Here is a 16,180-nt window from a genome sequence, read left to right as displayed (position 1 = left end):
AAAACGCTTTGTTTCCTTGATTAAAATGAACTGTCATTTTTTTATGCCCTATTTTGTATGATTTATCATTAATTTCTTTAATTTTGTCTTTACTGATAAAATATAAAAAGGAATATTATGAAGAAACTGTTAGTTGCTATGTTATGTATGCTGTCATTTTTTCCGGCAGTTGCACAAAATAAAGTACAATGGGGTATGGAAGTAGGTGTCGGTATGTCGGCATGGATGGGTAAGAATGCAGATGGAAGCAAGCCTTTGTTTAACCCGAAAGTAGGAGTGACTTTGGATATCCCGTTGAATTGGCTGGTTTCTTTTCAGACCGGATTGAACTGGACATCAAAAGGTGCAAGCTATAAAATGTATAATAATTTTGTTACCGGTGAGAATGTCCTTTCAAAAGTACATTCCAATCAGAATTATTTCCAGATGCCTCTTTTGGCTGCATTCCATGTTGGAGCTACATCAAAGTTTGATATGGTGTTCACTGTAGGTCCGTATATTGCATATGGTATATCAGGTAAGTCGGAGACGAATATTGATGCACTTACAATGTCATGGGCGACTTTTGATGATTTGTATCTTGGTGGAAACTATATTGCTGACGGATATAACAGATTTGATGCCGGAGTCCAAATGGGAGCAGGTCTTGATTTTAAAGACTGGACTGTAGGACTTGATGCAGATTTCGGATTCTGCAAGATAGCTCCGAAAGAATCACCGTATAATTTCTCTATGTATTTTACATTTGGGTATAAATTCTGATAAGTGTATATAAATAAAAAAACTCCTGACAGTTGCTTTTTTTCGGAAGTTTCTGTCAGGAGTTTTTTTATATCTATATATCAGGCATGATATTAATGGTGGAACAGACGAATGCCTGTGAATGCCATTGCAATGCCGTATTTGTCGCAAGTTTCGATAACATGGTCATCGCGTACAGAGCCACCTGCCTGTGCAATGAATTCCACACCACTCTTGTGAGCACGTTCGATATTGTCGCCGAATGGGAAGAACGCATCTGAACCAAGAGCTACACCTTTCAGTGTGTCAAGCCATACACGTTTTTCTTCGCGTGTCAATACTTCAGGTTTTTCTGTGAAGAACTGTTGCCATACTCCGTCAGCCAATACATCGTCGTGGTCTTCGCTGATGTAGATGTCGATAGTGTTGTCGCGGTCTGCACGGCGGATTTTTTCAACCCATGGCAAGTTCAGTACTTTCGGATGCTGGCGCAGATACCAGATGTCTGCCTTGTTTCCGGCAAGACGTGTACAGTGGATACGGCTCTGCTGTCCGGCACCAATACCGATAGCCTGTCCGTCCTTGACGTAGCATACAGAGTTTGACTGAGTATATTTCAGAGTGATAAGCGCAATCATAAGGTCACGCTTTGCAGCATCTGTAAAGTTCTTGTTCTGAGTAGGGATGTTCTGGAACAAATCGTCGCCGTTCAGCTTGATTTCGTTTCTTCCCTGTTCGAAAGTTACACCGAACACTTCTTTTGTCTCGATAGGGGCAGGAACGTAGTTAGGGTCAATCTTGATTACATTATAAGTACCTTTACGTTTTGCTTTCAGTATTTCCAAAGCAGTATCTGTATATCCCGGAGCGATAACACCGTCGGATACTTCGCGGTTGATGAAACGGGCTGTCTCTTCATCGCAGATGTCGCTCAGAGCAATAAAGTCGCCGTAAGAAGACATACGGTCTGCACCGCGGGCACGTACGTAAGCATTAGCAAGCGGAGAAAGAGGAAGACCATCGACGAAGTATATTTTCTTCATAGTTTCGTCAAGTTCAAGACCGATAGCAGCACCGGCAGGGCTGACATGCTTGAATGATGTAGCAGCAGGCATTCCTGTAGCTTCTTTCAGTTCTTTTACTAGCTGCCATCCGTTCAGCGCATCAAGGAAGTTGATGTAACCGGGGCGTCCGTTCAGGACCTCAATAGGCAGTTCCCCTTCTTTCATGAAAATACGTGCAGGTTTCTGGTTAGGATTGCATCCGTATTTCAGTTCAAGTTCTTTAGCCATAATTTTTCTTGTTTATGAATTCTGTTACAAAAATACTGTTTTGTCTGCTGTTTTCCTAGTGTGGCCACTGCAATTTTTTTGACTCCAGGAAATAGGTTTCGGTTTGGATGATATGATTTATATGTTCCAAACAATCGTATGATGTGAAAAATACTTATATTCGCATGTCGTTAACAAATTTCTATTATATAAAAAACAATTATGAAGAAATCAATTATTCTATTTTTCTTGTCAATTTTCATGGCTTCTTCAAGTGTCTATTCTCAGAAACTAGACAATCTTTTGGAGTTGAAGCGTAATTCGCATAACAGTCTGTTTCATAATCTTGGAAAAGCATCCAGGGTTCCTGCTTTCCAGATGGAAGGCTATTGGGTGTGGGGAAGTTCTGTAGTTAAATCGCCTGACGGTAAGTATCACATGTATGTGTCACGTTTTCCAAAGTCATTGCCTTTTCATCCTGGATGGATGGTTGCTTCGGAAATAGTACATGCTGTGGCAGACAGTATTCAGGGACCATATACATTTTCAGATGTAGCTTTGCCGCCGCGTGGTGCCCAATACTGGGATGGAAAATCTACGCATAATCCTCGTATCTTCTATTATAATAATAAATACTACCTTATCTATATGGGTTCTACGCATCCTTTTGAAGAACCTACCTATGATGAACTTACACTTGACAGTAAATGGTGTATTGTGGGCAGGGCAAACAAGAGAATAGGACTGGCTGTGGCTGAAAGTCCGTATGGGCCTTGGAAAAGAATGAATGAGCCTATAGTAAAGACAGAGCCGAATACTTTCTACAGTTTTCTTGCTTCAAATCCGTCTCCTGTAATACAGGAGGATGGTTCTGTCCTGATGATTTTCAAGGGACGTCATTACACTAAAGAAGACAAACATTCGTCAATGGCTTTGGGTGTGACTTATGCAAAAAATATAGAAGGTCCGTACGAAGTGTTGAATGACAAACAACCTATATTCCATGTTGATGGTCAGGGTGAAGCAGAGGATCCTTTTTTATGGAAAGATGAAAAAGGATATCATATTATATTTAAAGATCATGTAGGCAAGTTTACCGGAGAAAAGGGAGGAGGTGCCATGGCGCATTCTTCAGATGGCGTGAACTGGGTAATAGATAAAGATCCGAAGGCATATTCTTTAACAGTGGAATGGGAAGATGGCAGTATAGAAAAACAGGGACAGCTAGAGCGTCCTTTCATCTATTTTGAGAACGGAAAGCCTATGTATGTGTTTTTTGCTACGATGGATGGCCCCGGTGGGTTTGAAAATGCTACACGTTCGTGGAACATGTGTATTCCAATAAAGTAAAAAGTATAATTGTTTCATAATAAGAATACTATGAGATTTTTAATTTTGTCTGTATTGTTAGTCTTTTCGGCATTTACATCTGCCGGAAATCTTAAACTATGGTATAACAAACCTGCTTCAGAGTGGACAGAGGCACTGCCATTGGGAAACTCCAGACTGGGAGCAATGGTTTACGGTGGTACTGAAACGGAAGAACTCCAAATTAATGAGGAAACGTTTTGGGGAGGATCGCCATACAGAAATGATAATCCGGATGCTCTGAATGTGTTGCCAGAAGTCAGGAAACTTGTATTTGAAGGTAAATATGGTGAGGCGCAGGACTTGGTTAACAAGAATTTTCTTACTCCGAGGAATGGAATGCCGTATCAGACTATCGGTAGCCTGAAGATTAATTTCACGGGACATGAAAATGCTACGGAATATTATCGTGAACTTGATATAGAAAATGCTATAGCTTCTGTAAGTTATAAAGTTGATGGAGTTACATATAAGAGGGAACTGTTTTCTTCTATTGTAGATAATGTTATAATAATGAGAATTTCAAGTTCTACAGCCGGAAAATTATCATTTTCCATGTCATTTGACTGTCCTTTGGAACATAAGGTCTCTGTAAGGAACAAATGTCTTTATCTGAAAGCTAAAGGTAATGACCATGAAGGAGTGAAAGGAAAACTTTTTGATGAGACTTTGGTCAAGGCTGTTAATACCGGAGGGAAATTATCTTTCGAAGATGATAAGATGAAGGTGGAAAATGCAGATAATGTCATTCTTTATATATCGTCGGCAACAAACTTTGTAAATTATAAAGATATAAGCGGTAACGGATATAAGAAAGCGTCTGGTTATCTGAATGCAGCTGTAAAGAAAGATTATGAGGTTGCAAAGGATGAGCATATTGAAAAGTATAGGAGTTTGTTCGGCAGGGTAAATCTGGAAATTTCATCTGATGACTTCTCAAATGAACCTACAGACCTGAGAATAAAGAAATTTAATGAAAGAAATGACGCAGGACTGGCTGTACTGTTGTTTCAATATGGACGTTATCTGCTTGTCTCGTCGTCATTGCCTGGAGGGCAGCCGGCAAATCTTCAGGGAATATGGAACAATGACGTAGTTGCACCGTGGGACAGTAAATATACCGTGAATATAAATCTGCAAATGAACTATTGGCCTGCAGAGGTTACTAACCTTAGTGAGTGCCATGAGCCGTTATTCACGATGTTACAGGAACTTTCGGATACTGGTAGGGAAACTGCCAGGGTGATGTATGGATGCAACGGATGGGTTCTACATCATAATACCGATTTATGGCGTTCTACAGGAGTGGTGGACGGTGCGTTCTGGGGAATGTGGCCGAATGGTGGAGCATGGCTGTGTCAGCCCTTGTGGCAACATTATTTATATACCGGTGATATGGCCTTTCTTGAAAAATATTATGATGTATTGAAAGGTTCTGCCGATTTCTTTATGGATTTTCTAGTTAGGCATCCTGTATATGAGTGGATGGTTACGTGTCCTTCAAATTCACCGGAGCATGGTCCTGACGGAGAAAACAGTAACTCGGCATCTACAATTGCGGGTTGTACTATGGACAATCAGATTGTGTTTGAACTGTTGTGTAACACTCGTGATGCATCCCGATTATTGGATAAGGATCCTGAATATATAAATAGATTGCAGAGTATGATAGATATGCTTGCTCCTATGCAGATAGGTAAATATAATCAGTTGCAGGAGTGGCTTGAGGATGTAGATAATCCGAACGATAAGCACAGGCATATATCTCATGCATTCGGTTTGTATCCGGGCAATCAGATTTCTCCTTATAAAAATCCGTTGTTGTTTCAGGCTGCTAAGAATACTTTGTTGCAAAGAGGAGATGAGGCCACAGGATGGTCTATAGGATGGAAGATAAACTTATGGGCACGTCTGCTTGACGGTAATCATGCGTATAAGATAATAAGAAACTTGTTTGCAGGACGTACTTATCCGAATTTGTTTGATGCCCATCCACCATTTCAGATTGACGGTAACTTCGGATATACGGCTGGTGTGGCTGAGATGCTTATGCAGAGTCATGACGAAGCCTTGCACTTGTTGCCTGCTTTGCCAGATGAATGGAGGAGCGGAAAGGTGACAGGACTTAAAACCAGAGGAGGATTTACCGTAGATATGGAATGGAAAGGTGGTGAATTGCTCTCTGCCAGAATAAAATCAGATTTAGGTGGAAAACTGAGAATACGTTCGTACATTCCTTTAAAGGGGAAAGGATTGACTGAAGCTGAAGGTGAGAATACTAACCGGTATTATCAGAATGCTGATATAAAGAAACCTTTGATAGCTGAAGGACTGGATGCTGAGTATCCTATATTATATAAGATATATGAGTATGATATTGATACTCAAGCGGGAGATGAGTATATTTTAGAGCGTATGTGATAAAAATTTATAATAAGGCAAGAGTAGATTCTGTATATGTCAGATATTTACTCTTGCTTTTTATTTTTGATATTTTTTGATGTAATTTTGCACAAGGAATTTTATTAATAGATTGATTATGATAGACGAATTGCTTGAATACAACAAATCTTTTGTTGAAACAAAAGGATATGAGAAATTTCTTACTACCAAGTATCCTGACAAGAAGATAGCTATTGTGACATGTATGGATATGCGCCTTATTGAGCTGCTTCCTGCCGCATTGGGACTGAAAAACGGTGACGTAAAGATTATAAAGAATGCCGGAGGTACAATTACACATCCGTTTGGTAGTGCCATGCGAAGTCTTTTGGTGGCAATATACGAACTTGGTGTAGAAGAGATAATGATTATAGGGCATACAGACTGCGGTGTGCAGCATATGGATAGCGATGAGATGCTTTCGCACATGCGTGCTCGTGGAGTGTCGCAGGATCATATAGAGATGATGGAATACTGTGATGTAAATCTGCGTTCATGGTTAAGCGGTTTTGACGATACTGAGGATGCTGTAAGGAAGAGTGTCCATATAGTGCGACATCATCCGTTGATGCCGGCAGACGGTATAAAGGTCAGAGGATTTATTATGAATTCTGTGACTGGAAACCTTGTTGAAGTAGAAGCTGACTGATATGTAATAAAAGGGTTGGAGATTATAGCTCCAACCCGTCTAACAGTTTTATATAAAGGCTTATAGCCTCTTCTATCTCATTAATCATTATGTATTCATCGGCAGTATGCGAACGTGAAGATTTTCCAGGACCGATCTTTATTGATGTGAAAGGCATTAGTGCCTGATCTGAAAGAGTCGGTGAGCCGAATGGAATTTTACCTAGCGCAATGGCACGTTTCACTATAGGATGTTCCGGTGATATACTTGATGAGTTTAATCTGAAGGATCTCGCTTTTACCTCACTGCTGATGTGCTTCTTTATTTCCTCGAAAAGAGTTTCGTTGGAGTAACACTCATTGCTGCGTATGTCAACCACTATGCTGCAAGTATCCGGTATTACGTTGTGTTGTGTTCCGGCATTGATTTGTGTCACGGTCATTTTTACAGGACCTAGTAAGGACGATTCTTTTTCGAACTTGTGAGTACGGAACCATTCTATATCCGGAAGAATCTTGTAGATTGCATTGTCGCCCTCTTCACGTGCGGCATGTCCCGAACGTCCTTGTGCGGTAACATCAAGAACCATAAGACCTTTTTCGGCTATGGCAGGATTCATTTCTGTGGGTTCGCCCACTATGCCAAGTGTTATTGGAGGTAACTGTGGAAGCACACTTTCGATGCCGTTTTTGCCTGAAACTTCTTCTTCACAAGATGCCAGAAAAATAAGGTTGTATTTCTGTTCTGTAGCACTCAAGTGTTTGTAAACCTGAAAAAGGGAAACCAATGATGCACCTGCATCGTTACTTCCCAATCCAAACAGCTTTCCATTGTCTATTTTAGGTGTGAATGGTTGTTTACGCCATCCGTTGACTGGTTTTACTGTATCGATATGGGAGTTTAATAGAATTGTTGGTCTTGAAGTGTCGAACATTGGACTTATGCACCAAACATTGTTTCCCATACGTCCTGTCATGATGCCGGACTCTTCAATGTAAGTTTGCAGGAAGTCGGCTGCTGCATCTTCTTCCCTGCTTATGGATGGTATCCCTATCAGAGCTTGAAGCAGCGTTACAGCTTCCGATGTGTAATAACTGGTATCTGTCATCATATTATTCTGATATTTTATGGCAAAGATATGTTTTATTTTAATATATCGTAACAGATTTGTGGTAAAATAGAAAAATATAATTAACTTTGCGTATTAAGAATTCTAAATAAGTATATAAAATGGGCAAATCATTTTTGTCGGACCTTGTTTTCCGCCAGGCAAAGAAATATGGTGAGAGGGTAGCTCTCAAGTATCGTGATTATTCCATATCTTCGTGGATTTCAGTTTCATGGAACAAATTTGCAGAAAAAGTAAAATATGCTTCACGTGCTATGGTGGCATTGGGCATCAATGAACAGGAGAACGTGGGGGTCTTCTCTCAGAATATGCCTGAATGTTTCTATGTTGATTTCGGAGCTTATGCTACAAGAGTTGTGACAATACCCCTATATGCCACAAGTTCTGAAGCACAGGTACATTATATCGTGCAGGATGCTTCTATAAGGTATCTTTTCGTTGGCGAACAGTATCAGTATGAAGTGGCACGCCGTGTGCAGGGTTTGTGCAGGTCTTTAAAACAGATTATTATATTTGATCCTAACGTAAAACGTCTTCCGGGAGATACTAATTCCATATATTTTGATGAATTTCTGGAAAAAGGTAAGGATGAATCTTTGCAGGAGATAGTTGATAAACGTATTGAAGCTTCTTCTCCTCAGGATTTGGCAAATATTTTATATACTTCGGGCACTACGGGTGAATCTAAAGGTGTAATGTTGCATCATTCTTGTTTCGAATTCGGTATAAAGGCGCATTACGGACGTCTGAAGACTCTTTCGGATAATGATGTAATAATGAACTTCCTGCCTTTTACACATATATTTGAGCGTGCATGGTCATATCTGTGTATTGACATGGGATGTACATTGTGTATAAATCTTCGTCCTGCCGATATACAGAAAACCATTAAGGAGATACGTCCTACTGCTATGTGTAGTGTCCCTCGTTTTTGGGAAAAGGTATATGCAGGCGTAATGGAAAAGATAAACGAGACTACCGGTGTCAAGAAGAAACTGATGCTAGATGCTTTGAAGGTGGGAAAAGAATACAACATCGATTGTCTGATGAATGGCAAGGAGCCTTCTCCTATATTGAAACTTAAATACAAGTTCTATGAGAAGACAATATATAGCTTGTTAAAGAAGACTATAGGTATAGAGAATGGAAACTTCTTCCCGACGGCAGGAGCTGCTATTCCGCCTAAAGTAGAGGAATTTGTAAGATCGGTAGGCATAAACATGATTGCAGGTTATGGACTGACTGAGACAACAGCTACTGTTACTTGCCAGTGGATTGATGATTTTAAAATAGGATCTGTTGGCAGGGTATTACCAGGTGTGGAGATAAAGATTGGCGAAAATAATGAGATCCTCGTAAAAGGTGAGACTGTAACCAAAGGCTATTACAATAAGGAAGCTATAACAAAGGACGCATTTACACCTGACGGATGGTTCCATACCGGTGATGCTGGATATATTGAGGATGGCCGTCTGTATCTGACAGACCGTATCAAGGATTTGTTCAAGACATCTAATGGCAAATATATTGCTCCTCAGGCTATTGAAACAAAACTGGTGGTTGATAAATATATTGATCAGATTTCAATTATAGCCGATCAGAGAAAATATGTTTCTGCTTTGATTGTTCCTGAATATTCGCAGGTCAAGGCATACGCTGAAAGCAAGGGAATTAAATATTCCGATATGAAGGATTTGCTTGCGAAACCGGAAATCCAGGAACTGTTCCGCATGCGTATAGATACGCTTCAACAGGAATTTGCCCATTATGAACAGATAAAGAAATTTACTTTGCTGCCTGAACCTTTCAGTATGGAAAAGGGTGAGCTGACAAATACATTGAAAATAAAGAGACCTGTATTGATGAAGAATTATGCAGCTCAGATAGAGAAGATGTATGAAGAGTAACTTGGTCATTTTGTGTTTTTTGACTAACTTTGTAGCCGCAAAAAAGAAATAAGATGATTACAATAGAACAACTCAAGGATTTAAAGGAACGTACAGAGGCTCTTTACCGCTATTTGGATATTGAAAACAAACAGGTTCAGGTGGAGGAAGAACAGCTCCGCACACAGGCTCCGGGCTTCTGGGATGATGCAAAGAAGGCTGAAGCACAAATGAAAAAGGTAAAAGGACTTCAGGCCTGGATTGATGGATATAAGGAGGTTAAAACTCTTGTTGACGAACTTGAACTGTCATTTGATTTCTTCAAGGATGAATTGGTGACAGAACAGGAAGTTGATGAAGCTTATAATAAGGCTCAGACGGCTGTTGAGGAACTTGAACTGAAGAACATGCTTCGTTCTGAAGCTGACCAAATGGATTGCGTACTGAAAATAAATTCAGGTGCAGGAGGTACTGAAAGCCAGGACTGGTCGTCAATGCTTATGCGTATGTATATGCGTTGGGCTGAAAGTAATGGTTATAAACTTTCTGTAGCAAACCTTCAGGAAGGTGATGAGGCCGGTATCAAAACTGTGACTATGAATATCGAAGGTCCATATGCATATGGTTATCTGAAAGGAGAAAACGGTGTTCATCGTTTGGTTAGAGTTTCTCCATATAACGCTCAGGGAAAGCGTATGACTTCATTTGCTTCTGTTTTCGTTACACCTTTGGTTGACGATTCTATTGAAGTTACTATTGAACCGGCACGTATGTCATGGGATACATTCCGAAGTGGTGGTGCAGGTGGTCAGAACGTAAATAAGGTAGAATCCGGAGTTCGTTTGCGCTATCAGTATAAAGACCCTTATACAGGTGAAGAGGAAGAAATCCTTATTGAAAACACTGAGACTCGAGACCAGCCTAAGAATAAGGAAAACGCAATGCGTCAGTTGCGTTCTATCCTTTATGATAAAGAACTCCAGCACCGTATGGAAGAACAGGCCAAGGTAGAAGCCGGAAAGAAGAAGATAGAGTGGGGCTCGCAGATAAGAAGTTATGTATTCGACGACCGTCGTGTAAAAGACCATCGTACAAACTATCAGACATCAGATGTGAATGGTGTTATGGATGGTAAGATAGATGGCTTTATAAAAGCATATCTGATGGAGTTCTCGGACAGTGAAATTTGATTTCTTATAATTTTTTGTGTTCTGTTTTTGGTATTTATCAATTAAATAGTAATTTTGGGGTAATTAACAATAAAAATATTTGCTATGAGCCAGAAACATAACATTAAGAGACAGAATTACGAGAAACGTCAAGAGGAAAAGGCTGACAAAGTGTTCAAAATAGTATGTATTTCTATATTTGTATTGGGAGTACTGCTGGCAATTGCATATAGTGTAGCATCTTGATTTTTCTAAAGTATAAATAAAGGCTGTCGGATATGAACAATATCCGGCAGCCTTTGTTCTATTTATAAACACAAATATTCAATAATTATATGTCACAGGAGATAGAACGAAAATTCTTGGTAAATGATTCTTCGTATAAGGATATGTCTGTATCGTCCTCAAGGATTATTCAAGGATATATATGCAGTGACAGGGGAAGAACTGTTAGAGTCAGGATAAGGAATGAAAAAGGATATCTGACCATCAAAGGAGCATCATCGGACAATGGTCTTAGCAGATACGAGTGGGAACATGAAATTCCTATTGATGAAGCACGCGAACTGATGAAACTTTGTTTGCCGGGAATGATAGATAAGACGAGGTATCTTGTGGAGTTCGGAAAACATACTTTTGAGATAGATGAGTTTTATGGAGACAACGAAGGACTAGTGGTGGCTGAAGTAGAGTTGGGTAGTGTTGATGAGGAATATGAAATTCCTCCTTTTTTGGGAGAGGAAGTAACAGGACAGGTGAAATATTACAATTCTTTCCTGATGAAATGTCCGTTTAAAGACTGGAAATAGTACCTGAAAACTATCATATTATAGGGTAAAAACTGTTTTCACCCCTTTGATTGTTTGATTTACGGGTATGCCCATATTCTGTTCTATATATATTTGCACTGTGAAAATCAAGCAATTATAGAAACAGACAAACAAACAAGAATATGAAAACAAGTACTTTTGCCCAGAACCTGCTAAACGTGCAATCTGACCTTTTGAACTTTGCTTACAAACTTACTGCCGATTATGAAGATGCGAATGATTTGCTTCAGGAGACATCTCTCAAGGCGTTGGACAATGAGGAGAAATATACTGAAGAAACAAATTTCAAGGGATGGATCTACACCATAATGCGTAATATCTTTATTAATAATTATAGAAAAACATTACGTGACCAGACTTACGTAGATCAGACAGATAACTCATATTTTATAAATAAGGGATTTGATCTTGAAGGTGATTCTACAGAAGGAGCATACGACCTTAAGGAAATGAGACGTATAGTAAATTCTCTGCCAAGTGAATATAAAGTTCCTTTTTCAATGTTCGTAGCCGGATTTAAGTATCGTGAAATAGCGGAGAAACTTAATTTGCCTTTAGGTACGGTTAAGAGTAGAATTTTCTTCACCAGACAGAAACTTCAGGAAGAACTCAAGGATTTCAGATAATAAAACTTTATATAATAAAAAAAGGTCTGCAATTGCAGACCTTTTTTTATGTAAGGAAAATAGTTTTCAAGATTATGCGTTAGCGCGTTTTTCCTGAATTCTAGCCTTCTTACCAGTAAGAGCACGCAAGTAGTACAATTTAGCACGACGTACTTTACCGACTTTGTTGACAGTGATGCTGTCGATAGCTGGAGACTCCAATGGGAAGATACGTTCTACACCAACTGTACCAGACATCTTACGTACAGTGAAACGTTTCTTTTCACCATGACCAGAAATTTTGATAACAACACCGCGATACAACTGAACGCGTTCCTTGCTACCTTCAACGATACGGTATGCTACTGTGATAGTATCACCAGCTTTGAATGAAGGATGCTGTTTGCCAGTAGCAAATGCTTCTTCTGCAATTTTAATTAAATCCATTGTTTTTATAAATTAAATTGTTTATCGTTACAACGCAACATATCAAGTAACTCTTCATGACAGCGATTGCGCGAAAGCGGTGCAAAGGTACTTCTTTTCTAGCACATTGCAAATTCTTTATACCTTTTTTTTCATACTTGGCCCTATTTCTTGTATGATTTATGTTTTTTATTTATTTTCGCAGTAATATAGGCAATTAATAAATAAAGAATATGAAGAAAATCTTATTGGCATGTTTGCTGATTGTGTTGTCGATAAATCTACATGCGCAGACTGATTTTGTATATAAAAATATAGATAGTGAGAAGGCATGCCGCTATTGGGTTGAAAGCAGGTTGGAGTCATTGACTTTGAAACAGAAGATAGGGCAGCTGTTTATTCATACTGTTGCTCCATACACCACTCAACAGAATAAAAAGAATATAGAAGATGCCGTAAAAGAATATGGCATAGGAGGATTGTTGTTCTCTGGCGGAGATATAGAAAAGCAGGTAGAGCTTACAAACTATGCCCAAAGTATGGCCAATATACCATTGCTCATAACTTTCGATGGAGAATGGGGCCTTGCAATGCGTTTGAAAGGTACTCCTTCGTTCCCAAGAAACAGGGTGTTGGGATGCATTCAGAATGATACTCTGATATATGAATATGGAAAGGAAGTGGCCAGAGAGTTGAAAGAAATAGGTGTGCATATAAATTTTGCACCTGTGGCAGATATTGACAATAATCCTAAGAATCCGGTAATAAATACACGTTCATTCGGAAGTGATAGGGAACAGGTAGCCAATAAAGCCCTGGCATACTCCAAGGGATTGGAAGATGGCGGAATTCTTGCCGTATGCAAGCATTTCCCCGGACATGGTGATACGGAAGTCGATTCTCACAAGGCTTTGCCTGTTTTGCCTTTCAGTCAGGAAAGACTTGACAGTATAGAGTTATATCCATTCCGTAAGGCTATAGAAGCAGGAGTAGGCGGAATTATGGTAGGACATCTGAATATACCTTTGATGGACAACAAAGCGGCTTCCGTTTCACATGCTGTTGTAACAGAATTGTTGAAGGAGAAAATGCATTTCAAAGGTCTGGTGTTTACTGATGCTCTTGAAATGAAAGGAATATCCAATAATCCTTATGTGTCCGCTCAGGCTTTGGCTGCAGGAAATGATATGGTGCTTGCACCAAGAAATCTTAAAAGAGAACTTGATGGCGTACTGAAAGCCGTAAAAGAAGGAAAAATAACTGAAGAAGAAATAAATGAAAAGTGTCGCAAGGTATTGACTTATAAATACGCTTTCGGCTTGAACAAACGTCCTTCAATAGAGAAGAATGGCGTTATGTCCCGCATAAACAAGGCTTATACTAATGATTTGATGGGCCGTATCAAAAAATCAGCTGTTACTGTAGTTAAGGATTCCGATGAGATGTTACCGTTGGATTTGACTCTCTCAGGTACTGTGGTCTTGAATGTTTCGAATACATTGTCTGAAACATATCCTTTTTTCAATGAAATAAACGATACTTACCCTGTTACATGGCTGCATGCTAATCTAGATTCGTTGCAGAGCTTGAGAAACAGAATAACTCCTGCCCAGAGAGTAATAGTTGCGGTATATACATCAAAAGTAGAAAAATATAGAAAAGTGCTTCTTGAATTGGCCAAAGGAAAACCTACCATATTGGTTTGTTTCAATTCGCACAAGGTTTTACAGAAACTGAATGATGTGGTGGCGCAATCTTCGGCTGTAGTGTTGGCACATTCGGACGAGAAGTATATACAGAAGTTCGTTGCCGGTATGTTGATTGGAAATCAGAGGGTGGATGGCCGTTTGTCTGTCGATCTTAATGATGAATATAAGGCAGGCTCAGGAGTTATTGTCGATCCGGATAAACCAAGACGATACAAGCCTGAGGAATTCGGTATGGATTCTAAAGTTCTTTCTCGTATAGACAGCATAGCAGAATATGGAATAAAGGAAGGTGCTTATCCTGGTTGCCATGTCTTAGTGTGGAAGAATGGATATCAGGTATATAATAAATGTTTCGGCAATCATACTTATGAGTCTGACAGGGAAGTGAGGGAAAATGATTTGTACGATCTGGCTTCGCTTACAAAAACAACGGCCACTTTACTGGCGGTAATGAAGCTTTATGATGAAGGAAAAATCAATCTTACTGATAAAATTTCAGATTATGTGCCGGAATTGAAGTCAACTGATAAAGAGGGTATAACAATCCAGCAGTTGCTTTACCATGAATCAGGGTTGCCGGCATATTTGCCTTTCTATAAGAAAGCGATAGATCCTAAGAGTTGTAAGGGTGGAATGTATAAGAAATATAAAGATGCCAATCATAAAATAAAGGTTGGTAATGCTCTTTATGTCTGTACGAATTTTGAATTCCTTCCAGAATGGGTATCTGAAAAAGATAGTGCCGGATATACATTGAAATTGTCTGACGGTATTTACATCAAGCCTGAATTCAAGGATGTAATACTGAAGGAAATAGCCGATGCAAGCCTTAAAGGACATTCTTACAGATATAGCTGTTTGAACTTTATGCTTCTGAAAGAGGCTGTGGAGAATATCTCCGGAATGCCAATGGACAAATATCTAGAGGAAAACTTCTATAAACCTATGGGACTGGTACATACATTATATAATCCATTGCAGAGGTATGGTAAGGATGATATTGTACCTACGGTGAAAGAGGATTTTCTGAGAAAAGGTCCTGTCCATGGATATGTGCATGACGAAGCTGCTGCTATGATGGGCGGTGTTTCGGGAAATGCGGGGTTGTTTTCTACGGCTAAAGACGTGGCTACCATCTACCAGATGTTACTTGATAAGGGTGTAATGGGAGATAGGAGATATCTAACAAGAGCCACTTGTGAGCTGTTTATAACCATGAAGTCAAAAAACAGCAGAAGAGGTTTAGGCTTCGACAAGCCTGATGCCGACAAATCAGATAATGGATATTGTGCGCCTGAAACGCCGGCATCTGTATTTGGGCATACAGGTTTCACCGGAACATGTGCTTGGGCCGACCCTGACAATGATTTGGTTTTTGTGTTTCTTTGCAATAGGATTTATCCAAATCCGTGCGACAGGAAAAATCTAATGAAGCTGAAAATACGTCCTGCAATACAACAGGCAATATATCAGGCTATAATGAAATGACTTTATTTAGACATTGTACAAATTACCCACTTTCTGTAATGTGGATGTTACAATTCTAAGTAAAAATACTAACTTTGCATAAACAATTAGTACTAATAATAACTTAATTTTTTTACAACAATGGCTTACGTAATTAGTGACGATTGTATCGCTTGCGGTACTTGTATCGATGAATGCCCAGTAGGTGCAATTTCTGAAGGTGACAAATATTCAATCAATCCAGATGCTTGTACAGAATGTGGTACTTGCGCTGATGTTTGTCCTTCTGAAGCTATTCATCAGGGATAATATCCAGTCGTCGATTTATGACAACGAATTTAGGCTGCTCCAATTAGGGGTAGCCTTTTTTTATGTCTTGTTGTGGAGTTGGAGTTATTGAGGGACAGTAGAAATTTAGTGGGGATAACCATACAACTTAGCAATTCTGAAGAGAAAGAACTTTTTATCCGTTACTCCATGCAGATTGGCTCTGAATAGTTTGATTTTAG

14 protein-coding genes are annotated in these 16,180 nt (G+C 39.4%); 11 read left to right on the top strand and 3 right to left on the bottom strand.

Annotated features, from left to right (window positions below; genetic code table 11):
* Window positions 1–117 precede the first annotated feature (117 nt).
* Entirely contained in the window at window positions 118–762 is a 645-nt protein-coding gene (locus H6A61_RS11900; protein WP_204393878.1) for a porin family protein, read from the top strand.
* Between the two features lie 92 nt (window positions 763–854).
* Here H6A61_RS11900 and H6A61_RS11895 read toward each other — a convergent pair whose 3' ends face one another.
* A complete protein-coding gene (locus tag H6A61_RS11895) occupies window positions 855–2,033 on the bottom strand; it encodes a phosphoribosylaminoimidazolecarboxamide formyltransferase (RefSeq protein ID WP_204393876.1) in 1,179 nt (392 codons plus the stop codon).
* A 240-nt stretch (window positions 2,034–2,273) separates the two neighbouring features.
* On the opposite strand from H6A61_RS11895, the gene H6A61_RS11890 reads away from it, so the two are divergent.
* The 3 genes from H6A61_RS11890 to H6A61_RS11880 all read left to right on the top strand — a co-directional run bounded on the left by H6A61_RS11890 (window position 2,274) and on the right by H6A61_RS11880 (window position 6,471).
* Window positions 2,274–3,362 carry a glycoside hydrolase family protein gene (locus H6A61_RS11890; protein WP_430746811.1) on the top strand — a complete coding sequence of 363 codons (1,089 nt, stop codon included), beginning with the start codon at window positions 2,274–2,276 and terminating at the stop codon, window positions 3,360–3,362.
* A 30-nt stretch (window positions 3,363–3,392) separates the two neighbouring features.
* Window positions 3,393–5,801: a glycoside hydrolase family 95 protein gene (locus tag H6A61_RS11885; protein WP_204393872.1), complete on the top strand. Its 2,409-nt coding sequence runs from the start codon at window positions 3,393–3,395 to the stop codon at window positions 5,799–5,801.
* Window positions 5,802–5,919: 118 nt separating this feature from the next.
* Window positions 5,920–6,471 (top strand): beta-class carbonic anhydrase, encoded by a 552-nt coding sequence (locus H6A61_RS11880; RefSeq protein WP_204393870.1) that lies wholly within the window; start codon window positions 5,920–5,922, stop codon window positions 6,469–6,471.
* Window positions 6,472–6,493: 22 nt separating this feature from the next.
* Here the strand turns inward: H6A61_RS11880 and H6A61_RS11875 are convergent, their stop codons facing one another.
* Complete coding sequence (locus tag H6A61_RS11875; RefSeq protein ID WP_204393908.1) at window positions 6,494–7,558, bottom strand: M20 family metallo-hydrolase; 1,065 nt, start codon at window positions 7,556–7,558, stop codon at window positions 6,494–6,496.
* A gap of 122 nt (window positions 7,559–7,680) precedes the next feature.
* Between H6A61_RS11875 and H6A61_RS11870 the strand changes: the two genes are divergently transcribed.
* From H6A61_RS11870 to H6A61_RS11850, 5 genes are all read left to right on the top strand, one after another.
* Entirely contained in the window at window positions 7,681–9,486 is a 1,806-nt protein-coding gene (locus H6A61_RS11870; protein WP_204393868.1) for an AMP-dependent synthetase/ligase, read from the top strand.
* Between the two features lie 53 nt (window positions 9,487–9,539).
* On the top strand, window positions 9,540–10,655 hold the full coding sequence (gene prfB / locus H6A61_RS11865; protein WP_204393866.1) for a peptide chain release factor 2: 1,116 nt from the start codon (window positions 9,540–9,542) through the stop codon (window positions 10,653–10,655).
* 84 nt (window positions 10,656–10,739) lie between these two features.
* Window positions 10,740–10,880 (top strand): hypothetical protein, encoded by a 141-nt coding sequence (locus tag H6A61_RS11860; RefSeq protein WP_204393864.1) that lies wholly within the window; start codon window positions 10,740–10,742, stop codon window positions 10,878–10,880.
* A gap of 89 nt (window positions 10,881–10,969) precedes the next feature.
* Complete coding sequence (locus H6A61_RS11855; RefSeq protein WP_204393861.1) at window positions 10,970–11,443, top strand: CYTH domain-containing protein; 474 nt, start codon at window positions 10,970–10,972, stop codon at window positions 11,441–11,443.
* Window positions 11,444–11,586: 143 nt separating this feature from the next.
* A complete protein-coding gene (locus H6A61_RS11850; protein WP_154043303.1) occupies window positions 11,587–12,090 on the top strand; it encodes an RNA polymerase sigma factor in 504 nt (167 codons plus the stop codon).
* Between the two features lie 72 nt (window positions 12,091–12,162).
* Here H6A61_RS11850 and rplS read toward each other — a convergent pair whose 3' ends face one another.
* The gene (gene rplS / locus H6A61_RS11845) at window positions 12,163–12,516 is read right to left on the bottom strand and encodes a 50S ribosomal protein L19 (protein ID WP_022352866.1); all 354 of its coding nucleotides are present in this window, start codon (window positions 12,514–12,516) and stop codon (window positions 12,163–12,165) included.
* A gap of 212 nt (window positions 12,517–12,728) precedes the next feature.
* On the opposite strand from rplS, the gene H6A61_RS11840 reads away from it, so the two are divergent.
* The gene (locus H6A61_RS11840; RefSeq protein ID WP_204393859.1) at window positions 12,729–15,692 is read left to right on the top strand and encodes a glycoside hydrolase family 3 N-terminal domain-containing protein; all 2,964 of its coding nucleotides are present in this window, start codon (window positions 12,729–12,731) and stop codon (window positions 15,690–15,692) included.
* A 120-nt stretch (window positions 15,693–15,812) separates the two neighbouring features.
* Entirely contained in the window at window positions 15,813–15,980 is a 168-nt protein-coding gene (locus H6A61_RS11835; RefSeq protein ID WP_154043305.1) for a DUF362 domain-containing protein, read from the top strand.
* The last annotated feature ends 200 nt before the right edge of the window (window positions 15,981–16,180 follow it).

Source organism: Bacteroides caecigallinarum (assembly GCF_016901995.1).
Classification (GTDB): domain Bacteria; phylum Bacteroidota; class Bacteroidia; order Bacteroidales; family Bacteroidaceae; genus Phocaeicola; species Phocaeicola cellulolyticus.
Note: the sequence above shows the minus strand (reverse complement) of the source record. Positions and strands in the feature narration are given on the sequence as shown.

Bases quoted from the DNA above. Each gene is read 5' to 3' on its own strand.
- H6A61_RS11900 (WP_204393878.1), top strand. From the start codon at position 118: ATGAAGAAACTGTTAGTTGCTATGTTATGTATGCTGTCATTTTTTCCG.
- H6A61_RS11895 (WP_204393876.1), bottom strand. From the start codon at position 2,033: ATGGCTAAAGAACTTGAACTGAAATACGGATGCAATCCTAACCAGAAA.
- H6A61_RS11890 (WP_430746811.1), top strand. From the start codon at position 2,274: ATGGCTTCTTCAAGTGTCTATTCTCAGAAACTAGACAATCTTTTGGAG.
- H6A61_RS11885 (WP_204393872.1), top strand. From the start codon at position 3,393: ATGAGATTTTTAATTTTGTCTGTATTGTTAGTCTTTTCGGCATTTACA.
- H6A61_RS11880 (WP_204393870.1), top strand. From the start codon at position 5,920: ATGATAGACGAATTGCTTGAATACAACAAATCTTTTGTTGAAACAAAA.
- H6A61_RS11875 (WP_204393908.1), bottom strand. From the start codon at position 7,558: ATGACAGATACCAGTTATTACACATCGGAAGCTGTAACGCTGCTTCAA.
- H6A61_RS11870 (WP_204393868.1), top strand. From the start codon at position 7,681: ATGGGCAAATCATTTTTGTCGGACCTTGTTTTCCGCCAGGCAAAGAAA.
- prfB (WP_204393866.1), top strand. From the start codon at position 9,540: ATGATTACAATAGAACAACTCAAGGATTTAAAGGAACGTACAGAGGCT.
- H6A61_RS11860 (WP_204393864.1), top strand. From the start codon at position 10,740: ATGAGCCAGAAACATAACATTAAGAGACAGAATTACGAGAAACGTCAA.
- H6A61_RS11855 (WP_204393861.1), top strand. From the start codon at position 10,970: ATGTCACAGGAGATAGAACGAAAATTCTTGGTAAATGATTCTTCGTAT.
- H6A61_RS11850 (WP_154043303.1), top strand. From the start codon at position 11,587: ATGAAAACAAGTACTTTTGCCCAGAACCTGCTAAACGTGCAATCTGAC.
- rplS (WP_022352866.1), bottom strand. From the start codon at position 12,516: ATGGATTTAATTAAAATTGCAGAAGAAGCATTTGCTACTGGCAAACAG.
- H6A61_RS11840 (WP_204393859.1), top strand. From the start codon at position 12,729: ATGAAGAAAATCTTATTGGCATGTTTGCTGATTGTGTTGTCGATAAAT.
- H6A61_RS11835 (WP_154043305.1), top strand. From the start codon at position 15,813: ATGGCTTACGTAATTAGTGACGATTGTATCGCTTGCGGTACTTGTATC.